The 11,927-nt window shown below is 71.4% G+C and carries 13 protein-coding genes and 1 pseudogene; 8 read left to right on the top strand and 6 right to left on the bottom strand.

The window, feature by feature from the left end; all coding sequences use genetic code 11:
- Window positions 1-16: 16 nt before the first annotated feature.
- Complete coding sequence (locus tag OG408_RS25365) at window positions 17-1,603, bottom strand: polymorphic toxin-type HINT domain-containing protein (protein WP_326672116.1); 1,587 nt, start codon at window positions 1,601-1,603, stop codon at window positions 17-19.
- A 244-nt stretch (window positions 1,604-1,847) separates the two neighbouring features.
- On the opposite strand from OG408_RS25365, the gene OG408_RS25360 reads away from it, so the two are divergent.
- Complete coding sequence (locus tag OG408_RS25360) at window positions 1,848-2,468, top strand: hypothetical protein (protein ID WP_285564701.1); 621 nt, start codon at window positions 1,848-1,850, stop codon at window positions 2,466-2,468.
- Between the two features lie 79 nt (window positions 2,469-2,547).
- Here OG408_RS25360 and OG408_RS25355 read toward each other — a convergent pair whose 3' ends face one another.
- On the bottom strand, window positions 2,548-3,192 hold the full coding sequence (locus OG408_RS25355; RefSeq protein WP_326672114.1) for a hypothetical protein: 645 nt from the start codon (window positions 3,190-3,192) through the stop codon (window positions 2,548-2,550).
- 308 nt (window positions 3,193-3,500) lie between these two features.
- Between OG408_RS25355 and OG408_RS25350 the strand changes: the two genes are divergently transcribed.
- Window positions 3,501-4,106, top strand: coding sequence for a GNAT family N-acetyltransferase (locus OG408_RS25350; protein ID WP_326672112.1), 606 nt, complete (start codon window positions 3,501-3,503; stop codon window positions 4,104-4,106).
- Window positions 4,107-4,147: 41 nt separating this feature from the next.
- On the top strand, window positions 4,148-4,651 hold the full coding sequence (locus OG408_RS25345) for a DinB family protein (RefSeq protein WP_266782217.1): 504 nt from the start codon (window positions 4,148-4,150) through the stop codon (window positions 4,649-4,651).
- Here the strand turns inward: OG408_RS25345 and OG408_RS25340 are convergent.
- A complete protein-coding gene (locus OG408_RS25340) occupies window positions 4,648-5,694 on the bottom strand; it encodes a YihY/virulence factor BrkB family protein (RefSeq protein WP_326672110.1) in 1,047 nt (348 codons plus the stop codon). The genes OG408_RS25345 and OG408_RS25340 overlap by 4 nt on opposite strands.
- A gap of 249 nt (window positions 5,695-5,943) precedes the next feature.
- On the opposite strand from OG408_RS25340, the gene OG408_RS25335 reads away from it, so the two are divergent.
- Both OG408_RS25335 and OG408_RS25330 read left to right on the top strand, forming a co-directional pair.
- Window positions 5,944-6,348: a hypothetical protein gene (locus OG408_RS25335; RefSeq protein ID WP_266782213.1), complete on the top strand. Its 405-nt coding sequence runs from the start codon at window positions 5,944-5,946 to the stop codon at window positions 6,346-6,348.
- The gene (locus OG408_RS25330; protein WP_266782211.1) at window positions 6,345-6,632 is read left to right on the top strand and encodes a hypothetical protein; all 288 of its coding nucleotides are present in this window, start codon (window positions 6,345-6,347) and stop codon (window positions 6,630-6,632) included. Before OG408_RS25335 ends, OG408_RS25330 begins: the two co-directional genes overlap by 4 nt.
- A gap of 190 nt (window positions 6,633-6,822) precedes the next feature.
- On the opposite strand, the gene OG408_RS25325 is transcribed toward OG408_RS25330, so the two are convergent.
- Window positions 6,823-7,845, bottom strand: a complete 1,023-nt coding sequence (locus OG408_RS25325) for a hypothetical protein (protein ID WP_326672108.1) — start codon at window positions 7,843-7,845, stop codon at window positions 6,823-6,825.
- A gap of 116 nt (window positions 7,846-7,961) precedes the next feature.
- Here OG408_RS25325 and OG408_RS25320 point away from each other — a divergent pair, with 116 nt between their 5' ends.
- Window positions 7,962-8,639: a TetR/AcrR family transcriptional regulator gene (locus OG408_RS25320; RefSeq protein ID WP_326672106.1), complete on the top strand. Its 678-nt coding sequence runs from the start codon at window positions 7,962-7,964 to the stop codon at window positions 8,637-8,639.
- On the opposite strand, the pseudogene OG408_RS25315 reads toward OG408_RS25320, so the two are convergent.
- Window positions 8,636-9,518 (bottom strand): annotated as a pseudogene (locus OG408_RS25315) (hemerythrin domain-containing protein). The gene OG408_RS25320 and the pseudogene OG408_RS25315 overlap by 4 nt on opposite strands.
- A 478-nt stretch (window positions 9,519-9,996) precedes the next feature.
- Between OG408_RS25315 and OG408_RS25310 the strand changes: the two are divergent.
- Window positions 9,997-10,938 (top strand): FG-GAP repeat domain-containing protein, encoded by a 942-nt coding sequence (locus tag OG408_RS25310; protein WP_326672105.1) that lies wholly within the window; start codon window positions 9,997-9,999, stop codon window positions 10,936-10,938.
- Between the two features lie 193 nt (window positions 10,939-11,131).
- The gene (locus tag OG408_RS25305; protein WP_326672104.1) at window positions 11,132-11,521 is read left to right on the top strand and encodes a hypothetical protein; all 390 of its coding nucleotides are present in this window, start codon (window positions 11,132-11,134) and stop codon (window positions 11,519-11,521) included.
- Here the strand turns inward: OG408_RS25305 and OG408_RS25300 are convergent.
- Window positions 11,478-11,879 carry a hypothetical protein gene (locus OG408_RS25300; RefSeq protein ID WP_326672103.1) on the bottom strand — a complete coding sequence of 134 codons (402 nt, stop codon included), beginning with the start codon at window positions 11,877-11,879 and terminating at the stop codon, window positions 11,478-11,480. The two genes, OG408_RS25305 and OG408_RS25300, sit on opposite strands and share 44 nt — an antisense overlap.
- Between the last annotated feature and the right edge of the window lie 48 nt (window positions 11,880-11,927).

Genomic DNA, 11,927 nt, shown 5'->3' with positions numbered 1-11,927 from the left:
TCCCCGCTCCGGCCGGCTACTTGACCGGCACCTTCTTGGTGATCTGGATGCCGGTGTCCATGCCCTCGCCGCTCTTCAGCGCGGTCCAGAAGTCACCGTTCTCCTTGAGGACGACCGTGACGCCCTTGCCACGATAGATCAGTCCCTCGGGCTCGCCCTTCTTCAGCGTGCCCTTGCCGACCAGCTTGAACGTACCGTCCTTGATCGCGTTGGCGATGTCCGTGCGGAACTGCGGGCCGTCCTCCTTGAGCTTCTTGTACTTGGTGCCCAGCGCGTCCTCGATCAGCTTCTTGTGACGCTGGAAGTGGTCCTTGAACTTCTTCGGGTCGCCTTCGCCCACGCCGGGCTTGTTGGCGGCGTCGACCTCTTCGGGCGACATGTCGCAGTCGTTGTTGTGGACGAGTGCGGTCGCGGAGCCGATGCCCACGTAGTAGGTGTGCACGCCTGCGACCGTGAGGTCGTACGTCGTCCTGCGCTGTGTGTAGCGGGTGACTCCGGTGACGGTCAGCGTGGAGCCGGTGTCCGTGCGCAGGGTGTCGCCGCGGCCGATGTCGCCCGCGTCCGTCCAGCGGTCCTCGCCGGTCAGCCAGAACGGGTGGGTGTCCGTGGCGGTCAGCCCGGCCGATGCCCCGCCGGTCCGTACGGTCAGCCGGGTGAAGTGCTTGTCGTCGTACGTGGTGATGGTGCGCTCGACCCGGCGGGCCGCGGTCCGGCCGGTCAGCGGGTCGGTGGCGGTCACCAGGTCACCTGGGCGTACGGCCTCGATGGACACGGTGCGGCCGTCGGCGAGGAGGACCGGGGTTCCCGCCAGGAAGCTGTGCTTCGCCGGGCAGGTGGTCGGCTTCTTCTCGTCGGGTTTGTCGTCCTTCTTGGGCTTCTTGGCGTCGTCGAGTTTCTTTCCGGCGTCCTCGAGGGCCTTCTCGGCGTCCTTGACCTTCTTCCGGCTCTTGATGAGCCCCTTCAGGCCGTCGTAGAGGTCCCCGCCGTGCTTCTTGAGGGCCTGGATGAGCTTGTAGGCCTTCTTCCACTTCCAAGGGGCCCCGTACTTCGCGGCGAGTTTCCCGACCGCGCCGCCGATCAGGCTGAGCAGGATGTTGATGAGGGTCTCGGTGCAGGCACCCATGTCGCCCTTGGTGATGCAGTCCAGGGCGTCGGTGATGCCGAGTTCGTCGGCGAGGATCTTGGCGAGTTCCTTGGCGGCTTCGATCGCCTTGTCGCTGTTGGACTTCTCGTCCTTCTGCGCGTCCTGAAGGTCCTTCAGGGCCTTGTCGTAGTCGATCTGCGCGGGGGACTTGTCCGAGCCGTCGGGGTTCTTGTCCGAGGCCGGGTCGCCGTCGCCGGCGGCGTTCGTCCCGCCGTCCTGCGCCTGTGAGCCGGCGCCACCGCAGTCGCCGCCCCCGGTGACCTTGCAGACCTCGACACCGAACTTCTTCGCCAGGTCCGGCCCCACGCCCGTGGCCAGCAGCGCACCCACGATGGCCACGACCACCAGGGTCAGGCCCACGTACTCCAGCGCACCCTGGCCCCGGTCACGCCGCCCCCGCGCCGCCCACGGCAGCCGCACACCCGTGCGCGGCACGGCACGCCGCGCACTGCGACGCACCCCGCGAACCCGACGACGCAAATCCCCCATGGATGCCATAGGCAGACCGTAACGACCGTCGCCGCCGGGCGTCTTGGGCCCTCGGACCCAAATACCGCCCACCGGGCGGGCGTTCCGGTGGCCTGGGCCCGAACTTGGGGCCAAGGGCCCAGGTCACAGCCCTTTTACCGCCGTACGCTCTCGCCACACCCGGATTCGGCAGTGCGGGAACAGACAGCGGTACAGGCGTCGGAGAGGGAGAACCGTGAACGGTGGCAGCGGCTGGGAGAACGGAAGCGCGGGGCACCGGCCCCCGGGGCACGGTCCCGGCCGGACCAGAGCGGGCGGCTCCGGCGGAAGAGGCGCCGCGGTGTTCGCGCTGGCCCGCAGCTGGGTCACCGGCGCCGTCGTGCACATCATCGCCGGGTACGTGATCTCCCGCGGGCTCGTCGACATGCTGGCCACCGACGAACGCCTCGACGTGTTCACCTGGCGGCTCGGGCTGCAGCACGTGCCGGCCGTGTTCACCACCGTGCTGGCCGTGCTGGCCGCCGCCCGCGTCCTCCCCGAGGAGCAGCGCGACTCGCGCCTGCTGTACCTGTCGGCCGCCCTGGGCGCCCCGCTCGCCGCACTCGGCTACGGGTACGCGGTGCTGTGGGACGTCTCCGGCATGGAGGGCTTCCTGATGCCCGTCGTCACCCTGGCGACGGGGGCTGCGGTCGGCCTGTCCGTCGACCGGCTGATGGAGGACACCGACCCGGAGCCCGTGCAGGCCGCACCGTACTTCTGGCGGGACGGCGGCGCCGGGGCCACGGACTATCTCGGGGGCATCAGCGTGGCCGCCGGTGTCGTCGCGGTGCTGGCCGGCACCGGGGTCGGCGGCTGAGACATCGTTGTCCGGGGCGCCGTCCGGGCGCCCGGCACGGCCGGCAGGGGCTCACGTCCCTGCCGGCCGTGCGCGTCGGCTACCGGTTGGGCACGTCGCTCCCGTAGACCACCCAGGGCGACTGCTCGAAGGAGCTCACCCCGGACAACTGCGGCTGTACGGAGGCTATTTCGGGCCGGACGGCGAGGGTGTCCGGCCAGTGGTCGAAGTACACCGTCCCCTGCTCGATGAACCCCCTCCAGTCGGTCGCCGCCGACGCGCCCTCGCGGTCGACGACGAAGCCGACACAGAGCACCGACGCCCGCCCGATCGCCTCCCGCACCGCGCGGACGACCGTCTCCCGCTCGTCCCGGCTCAGGCCGCCGAGCAGGAAGCGCAGTGCGACCGTGCCGTCGTCGGTCCGCCGGACCCGGGCGGGGACCTCCGCGCCGCTGCCGAGCCAGAGCAGGAAGTCGACCTGGTCCAGGCGTTGCAGGCCGGCCAGGAGCACGAGCTGGTCCCGTGTCACCCAGGACTGGGTCTCGGTGTGCTGGGCGACGCGGGACCGGCCCGTGTTCCCGGCGGGGTGGGGTGCGGCGTACTGGGGTCCGGAGCCGGTCAGCGTGATGCGCCGGGTGACCGGGTGATCGGGGCGCACCCCCGCCGCCTCCAGGTCGCCGAGCAGCGACTCCGCATCGGGGCGGTTCCAGCCCAGGTGGTACGAGTAGAAGAATCCGTCACTCATCGACACGTCACCTCATGAAGAAAAGTCTGGGCACCCCGAAGTCACCCGGGCGCATGCCGGGATGAGAGGTGACCGCCCTGCTGGTCAGGTAGAGCGTGAAGAACCTTGTGCACGCGAGTGCACCGACCCGGTCGCCTGTCGGCGGCATCACGGGGCGGGGCGGCTCACGGTCGGTCATCACGAGCGTAATGAGCGATGTGCGCCGGTGCGTGGGCCCACGGACCCACGGGCGGACCCCAATGGGCGGGAAAGCGGAGGCCGGTGAGCCGTAGCATCGGTGCATGCGAAGGCAGACGAGGGGTTCCGGCATGACGGCATGGGTCCAACCGGTTTCCGGCGAGGCGCTGTTGGCGCGTGCGGACGGTGTGCGGCGCACCTACGCCGAGGCCTTCGCCGGCCCGCCGTGGCACGAGGACCCGGCCATGGCCGACGGCTATGCGGAACGGCTGGCCCGGGACGCCGCGCGCCCCGGCTTCGTGGCCGCGCTGGCGCTGAGCAGGGACGGGGACGGGGATGGGAGCGGGGACGGGGGCGGTGGCGCTGTGGTGGGGTTCGTGACCGCCTGGACCACGCCCGCGCCCTTTCCCGCCGACCGCGGCTACGCGCGCGTCGCCGCCGCGCTGGGCGCCGGGCGGACCGCGGACTGGCTCGTCGGCGCGCTCGAAGTGGACGAGCTCGCGCTCAGCCCCGGCGCCCGCGGGAGCGGTCTCGCGGCGGAGCTGCTGGAATCCGTCACCGCCCGGGCACCGGAGGGCCGTTGCTGGCTGCTCACCTCGGTCCGGGCCGAGCCCGCGGTGCGTCTGTACCGGCGGCTCGGCTGGCGCCAGGCGCTCGGCCCGTCAACGGGGTCGGACGTCGTCGTGTTCCTCGGGCCGCGGCACCCCGGGCGGCCCGACACGGCGGACGGCCTTTAAACGATGGACAGGGGCCCTGCCACCGGCGATCGTGTACGGCGATGACACGCACCGATTCACCTGACGCCTGGGACGAGCGCACCCAGCTGACCACCTTCCTCGACTACACCCGCGCCACCGCGCTGGCCAAGTGCGAGGGGCTCTCGCAGGAGGACGCGGTCAAGGCGCCGCTGCCCGGTTCTCCCCTGATGACCCTCGCGGGTCTCGTCAACCATCTCCGCTGGGTGGAGTACTTCTGGTTCGAGGTCCAGTTCCTCGGCGGGGAGGACAAGGGCCCGTGGACGGACGAGGACCCCGACCGCGAGATGCGCATCGCGGTCGACATGCCGCTCGCCGACGTGCTGTCGGAGTACGAGGCGCAGAGCGCCCGCTACCGGGAGCTCGTCGCGGCCCATGATCTGGACACCCCGGCCAAGAACCCGCGCAGGGACGGCCGGCACCCCGATCTGCGCTGGATCGTGCACCACCTCATCGAGGAGACCGCCCGGCACAACGGCCACATCGACATCATCCGCGAGATCGTCGACGGCACGACGGGCGACTAGACGCCCCCGGGGGCCTGACTTCGGTCCTGATCCGCTTCCTGACCCCGGTCCTGGCCCCGGTCCTGGCCCCGGTCCTGGCCCCGGGACGTGGGTACGGCACCGTCCGGAACACCGCGCCGCGCCCGGTTCAGCTCGACGTTGAACTGGGCGCCGGTCAGCAGCGCCAGGTTGGTGAACCACACCCAGATCAGGAACACCACCAGCCCGGCCAGTGACCCGTACAGCCTGCTGTACGAGCCGATGTACGTCGCGTACAGCGCGAATCCCGCCGAGGCCACCAGCCACAGCAGCGCCGCCAGCACCCCGCCCGGCAGGGCCCTCCGGGTGCCGCGCGCGGACGCCGGTCCGGTCCGGAAGAGGACCATGATCAGGCACGCGACCAGGCAGAGGAGCACGGGCCACTTCAGGACCGCCCACACCGCGTCCCCCAGATGCGCGAGCCCCATCCGGTGTCCGAGCCAGCGGGCCAGCGGCCCCGAGAGGACGAGCGCGAACGCGCTGGTCATCAGGAGCAGCAGCAGCCCGATCGCGGAGACGACGATGATGTGCGCCTTGCGCAGGGCGGGCCGGTTGTCCGGCACCCCGTGCATCGCGTGCAGCGCCCGCCGGAAGACGGCCAGATAGCTGGAGGCGGACCAGACCGCGCTGACGGTCCCGGTCGCGACGAGCAGCCAGACCGCGGTGCGCTGCTGGGTGGCGGCCTCCAGCGGCTGTCGCAGCGCGGCACCGGACTCCGCCGGGGCGAAGGCGGTGATGTCGGAGATGAGCGCGTCCGTGGCGCGCGGATTGGCCAGCCCGATGACGGACACCGTCACCAGGAGCGCGGGGAGCAGCGCGAGGATGGCGTAGTAGGTGAGGGCCGCGGCCCAGTCCGACAGGTCGTCGTTCCACAGGGAGACGGGTGTCCGCCTCAGTGCGAGGGGCCACTTCCGTCCCCGGCCGGGGCCCTCGGCCGGGGTGCCGGTCCCCGGGCGGCCCGTCTCGGGGCAGCCGTCCGTGCGGGGCGGTGGCCCGGCGGCGATACCGCTGATTCTGCTGAACACGGATGAGGCTCCGGGGAGGTAGAGGGGCTGTAGGGGCTCGGCACGGTCGGGTGTCTCCCGCGGAGAAGCCGCGGGAGGCGGAGGGGGACGCCGTGTGCTGCCCTTCCTCTTCTGCTCCGGTTCACGTCCGGTACACCCGGTTCCTCCGGATGGCGGGCGCAGCTGACGCCCGCATGGCGTACTCCCCGTCCCCGACAGTGGCGCCGGGAGCCCGGCGCCACTGTCGGACCCCCGCCGTACGCTCCCCGTATGAGCGTCTCTCTCTACTACAACGCGCACCGGCCGGCACCGCTGACCGATGCCGAGTCCGCGTCCGTCGCACGCGTCGTCGCCGCGCGCACGGCGTCGTTCCCCTACGACGACGAGGAAAGCCTGTACGTGTACGAGCGGGACGCGGGCACGGCGCAGGAGATCCTCGCCGGGTCCACCAAGATGCCGTTCGATCCGGGTCGGCTGATGCCGGTGATCGCCCATGTGCTGGATTCCGTGACGGAGCTGCGCCGGGCACTGCCGGATGCGGAGTGGCGGGTGCACATGGACGATCTCGACGTCCCGTGGGACGAGGCGGAGGGCTACGCCCTGCCGGGGATGCGTGACGAGGACCTGATCGCCGAGCTGTCGGCGGCCCACGGCGAGGACGGGCTGCCGGGATGAGCGAGGGCGGCGCGGGAGGACCGGCGGGTCCGTCGCCGGAACAGCGGGGGCTCATCGCGTTCGGTGAGGCGTTGTACCGGCGCACCGCTCCGGACGCCGATCTCGGTCATGTGCTGCTGCCCGAGGACGATGCGGTGGCTGTCGTGCACCGGGTGCGGGGCGGCGGGAGCATCCTGGTGGCGGCCGACCGTTCGGTGCTGTTCTTCGGCTCGGCGCGCGACATCGGGGCCGCGCTGACCGACTTCCGGGCCGGGGTGCGCACCCCGGTGGAGCGGTTCGGCTAAGGGCTGTCCCGCAATTCCTGGTGGATCAGCGCGCGGCGTCAGACGCGGTGCATCGCAAGGCGGAGGGATGCCTGAATACTGGATGTATTCAGGCATTCCGACAACGCGGCGAGGTGCCGTAGCTGTCGTCGCGCGCCCGCCAGGAATTGCGGGACAGCCCTTAGGGCCTGTCCGGCGCGGCCGGACCGCCTCATCGCCTCCGGTAGTGGCCGGCGACGGCGGCGAACGCGGCCTTGGGCTCCCAGGGCAGTCCGGGGTAGGTGGTGCCCTCGCGGTTCTCCAGGACCTTGACGATGCCGTAGCTCGCCCGGTCCAGATCGTCGCGGGGGTCGCCGTCGGGGCGGTGCACGTGGTCGTACAGGGCGAAGGTGAAGACGAAGGCACTGTCGATGCCGCCGGCCTCGAAGGCGTCCAGCAGTTCGCGCAGATACGCGGCCTGGCCGGCCTCGTCGCGCTCGTGGGCCCCGTCCAGCCGGAGGGGCCCTCCGGCCGCGTCGTACTCGACGACCTCCAGACCGCGTGCGCCCCGGTCGCCCGCGCCGAGGTAGCAGGCGGAGCCGAACTCGGTGACGGCCACCGGCTTCCCCTGCGCGACCAGATCGCGCACGCCGTCGGCGAACCGGTCGGCGACCTCGGCCGAGCGGTAGAGGTCGAGGGACACGAGGTCGAAGGGGGTCCAGTCGACGCCTTCGAGCGGTACGGCCGCGTATGTCACCCGGCCGCCGAACCGCGCGCGGACGACCTCCGCGGCCTCGCGGAGGAAGTCGTTGACGCGCACGCCGAGCTCACCGAGGACCGCGCGCAGGCGGTCCGGCCGGCTCAGCAGGCCGACCCGGTCCTGCGTGCTGTCGCCGGGCAGGAAGCCCTTGTTCATCAGGCTCAGTTCGGCGCCGGTGACGAACACGACGTCGGCGCCCCGCAGCCGTATCCGCTCCGCCCGCTCGGCGCAGTCGGCGAAGAGTGCCAGCATCTCGTCGGTGGTCAGCTCCAGCGGATAGGGCGAGAACCAGACCTCCAGGCCGAGCTCGGCGGCGTACGAGGCGGCGAACTCCACCCGGTCCGGATCGCCGCCCATCACGCGGACCGCGTTGCAGTGCAGGTCGTCACGGATGATGCGCAGCTCGCGCCGGACCGTGTCCGGGTCGAAATGCCTGCGGGAGGTGGCCCCGTCCCTGACGAAGCCGGTGTCGTAGCTGATACCTCTGGCGCGCATGCGCCGCCTCCACTCGTCGGGAACACTTACGGTACGGACCGTACCTTAAGTTTCGCTCACCGGGGCCGGACAGCAGAATGGGAAGGTACGGGCAGTACCGACGGAGGGACGTTCGCATGGCAGAGGACGCGAAGGGGCAGCCGGGCACCGGCCAGACCCGGCGGCGCGGAGCCGTCCTGGAGGAGGCGATCCTGCGCGCCGCCGCGGAGGAGCTCACCGCGTCCGGGTACGCCGGGCTGACCATGGACAAGGTCGCCGCCCGCGCCGGCACCAACAAGAACGCCCTCTACCGCCGCTGGCCCAACCGCCTCGCCCTCGGCATCGCCGCGTACCGCCAGCTCGCCACGACGGTCCAGCCGCCCGACACGGGCACACTGCGCGGCGACACCCTGGAGTTGCTGCGCCTGGCGAACCGCAACTGGAGCTCCCCGTTCGGCGCGATCCTGCGCGAACTGCTCTCCGCCGCCGGCGGCGCGGCGGAGCTCCTCGGGCAGTTGCAGGACCAGTCGGGCGACGCCGGGACCGCGCCCTGGCTGACCGTCCTGGGCCGCGCGGTCGCCCGCGGCGAGGCGGCCCCGGAGGCCCTCCACCCCCGGGTCGCCACGGTGGCCATGGTCCTGCTGCGCAACGAGTTCGTGACGCGCGGGGTCCCGACCGCGCCCGACGACGTCCTCGTGGAGATCGTCGACGAGGTGTACCTGCCACTGGTGCGGCACCGCGGCCCGGCGCCGCACCAGCCGGCCGCCCCCTCAGCCCGCCCCGAATCCCGCCCCGAAGCCCGTCCCGAGCCCTAGTCGGCCGCGCCGACGCCGACGTCGGTGTCGGTGTCGGTGTCGGTGTCGGTGTCGGTGTCGACGGGAAGCGCGGCCGGAGCCGCGGACGAAGGATCCGCCGGAGGCCCGGGCGGCCAGGGGACATCGGTGAGCAGCGGCACGATCGTCTCCTCCTCGTAGTCGAAGTGAGCGTTCAACTCGGCCGACATGGCGTGGAGTTCACTGCGGAACCCTTCCGGGTCGGCGATGCCGATGCCCGCCAGCAGCACCGCGAGGTCGTTCTGGATGCGGGCGACGGTGCGGTGTTCGTCGCGAAGCCGGTCGAACGTCTCGCCCAGATCCGGGTGGTACCGCGCGATCCCGGGGAACAGATGATCGTCCTCACTGGTGTGGTGGAACTCCAGCGCCTGGCAGAACGCCAGACAGCGCTGCCTGATCTGCAGCCCGAGCCCCGGGGCAGGCGGCTCGCCGGGTCCCCGGTGGGCGGCGCGGGCGGCGAAGTGCGCGTCGGTCTCCGCCTTCACCTGCCGCAACTGGCCGCGCAGCCAGTTGTGGACCTCCATCACCTTGTCGGCGAGGGTCCTGATCTCGCGGGGCCGCCCCTCCCACACCTCGGGATCGGCGCGCTCCAGCACGACGGCCGGCGGGATGCGGGCGGGCGACGCGGCGAGCAGTTCCTCGTCGTGCGGACCCCGGACGGGGACGGCGAGCGCCTGGTAGTCCTGCGTGCCGATCTCCACTCCCGGCGGTGGTCGTCAGCAGGAGCAGGTCCCGGCCGGCGAAGGGGCCACCGACCTTCCCCCGGTTGGCGCGGAACTCCTCGATGAGGGATCGATCGCCGATGCCGCCTGTGGCGGCTGCTTCGGCTGCGCCGGCTGCTTGTTCAGAAGATGTGGGCATACGGATGTCTGTCTCCGGAAGATGATGACTGCGCGCGCGGCCGCCGCGGCGACTGCGAGGCGGCCGCGCGCGCATACGGACGGACGCACGAGGACGTGCGAAGACGTGCGAAGACGTGCGACAACTGCGCTACGTCAAAGGCTCAGATGCAGAGCGCGGAGTATGGACTCACGACGGGCTCCTGCGTACGGGGTGCTCGCCCGACCGCCGGCCGGCCCACTGCTCTTTGGCCGGCGTCACGCGACACCGCGTCCATTACAGACAGGCACCGGGCGAGCTGTCAACGCGGCCGGGGCGTCGGCCGCTCCCCCGCTCGCGTCCGTCCGCGTACCTCCGCGGCGCACATCCGTCCAGCACACCCGCCCGGCACACCCGCCCCGAGCAAGCGCTGTCAGAGGCGCGTGAGAAGCTTCCGTCAACAGCGGTACACGACATGTGCCGTTGAGCAGGTCGAGTACATCCCAGGGGGGATTTCTCCATGATCAATATCCGACGTCGCCGTGCGCTCAGGGGTGCGCTCGCCGCCACCGCCGTCACGGCTGCGATGGTCGTCACGGCAGGTACGGCGTCCGCCTCGGGCGACCCGGCCGGTGCCGACCGGGCGCGTGCCGCGGCCGAGACGGCGCACGGCGCCCCGCAGGCCCCGAAGCAGGGACTGCGTGCCGCAGCCGAATTGGTGGAGACGCCCACCTTCCCGATGACGGCCGTCCACAAGAAGACCGCCAATCTGTACCTGTACTTCGCGGACCGCAAGGGCGGGTTCGAGCCCCAGTACGACGTGGGTGTCACCTACGAGTTCGCCGCCGCCGCCATCGATGTCGACAACGACAAGGACGGCTACAGCGAGGCCACCTGGAACCTCCGCAAGGACGGAACGCTCCACTACACCTGGAGCGACGACCTCGACGTGTACACCAAGCAGGTCGGCAAGGGCTGGAACATCTACACCACGGTCCTCTCCCCGGGGAACCTCGGCGGGGCCAAGGAGGCCGACCTGATCGGCCTGGACAAGGCCGGCGTGCTCTGGGGCTACCTCGGTTACCCCGACGGCACGGTCACCTCGCGCACCCGGATCGGCGGGGGCTGGGGCCAGTACACGCAGCTCGCCGGCCAGGCCGACCTGACCGGTGACGGCAAGGCCGACATCGTCGCCCGCGACACGTCCGGCGTCCTGTGGCTCTACAAGGGCACCGGCAACTACAAGGCGCCGTTCGCGGCCCGTACGAAGGTCGGCGGCGGCTGGAACACGTACGACCGCCTCCTGTCGGTCGGCGACCTCGACTCCGACGGCAAGACGGACCTGATCGCCCGCAAGACGAACGGCGATCTGTTCCGCTACTCGGGCACGGGCAACGCCGCGGCCGTGTTCGGCAGCCCGGTCAACATCGGCCACGGCTTCCAGGCGTACAACCTGCTGTAACCGGAGCACCCGCGGACAACGCCGCGACGCACAGGACGGGCCGCTTCCCGGCAGGGGGCGGCCCGTTTCGCCGTCTGCCGCGCGGAAGGGGAGCACCGTGCGCCGTCCGTCCGTCCGTCCGTCCGCCCGTGTATCGCGAGCGTATGGAAAAGCGCATACGGCACCGCAACGGACCGCCGTCTGCAATGGGGCCATGGACCCGCACGCTGCCCTGTCGACCTCGCCCCGCCGCGCGCGCGGCATCATGCTCCTGGGCCTGGCGGTCCTCGGCCTGGCGGGTGGTCTGTTCGTCATCCGGAGGCCGCTCATGATGTCCGCGCCGAGGTGCGTGGCCGGGCGGTGGCACGGCTGCCTCGACACGTTCAACGGTGTGGTGCTGATGACCTTGGCCGCACTGCCGTTGGCGGCGCTCGTGGTGTGGGCGCTGGCCCGCCGCCGGCGTGCCGCCGGTGTCCCCTTCGCATGGCGGCTGTCGGTGGCCGAGGTGGGCATGGTCCACGGGACGGCACCGTTTCTGTGGATGACGATGATGACCGGCTTCACTGCCCGCCGGGCCGGATCGCCGCGAACTTTGCCGCCATGACGGGCCCCAGCTCGCGGACGATGCCGTGCCCGGGCTTCCCGGGGAACGGCAGGTACGCCAGGAACGACGTCACCACGACCTCGTCGATCTCGGGAACGCCCCGGGAGCTGCGCTCCTCCAGGAACCGCAGAACGCTCCGCCAGTCCAGCGCGTCCCCGCCCTCGTCCCCGTCCCCGCCCTCGTCCCCGCCCTCGTCCCCATCCAGGCCGAGGTACGACCGCACCGTCTCCTGGGTGACGTCCCAGAAGAAGACGTGCGGCAGCACCGCGTCCTCGTTGAACACGTGTGTGGCGTAGAGGTCCTCGAAGGCGGGGATCTCGGCAACGAGGTCCCTCACCAGCCGTATGTCGGGGGTCATCGGGTACTCAGCGCTCCTCGTGATCATCAGGAGAGATCGACTCCTTCC

The sequence above is a fragment of the Streptomyces sp. NBC_01257 genome, from assembly GCF_035917255.1.
Taxonomy (GTDB): domain Bacteria; phylum Actinomycetota; class Actinomycetes; order Streptomycetales; family Streptomycetaceae; genus Streptomyces.
The sequence above is the reverse complement of the archived record's forward strand: the minus strand, read 5'-3'. Positions and strand labels throughout refer to the sequence as shown.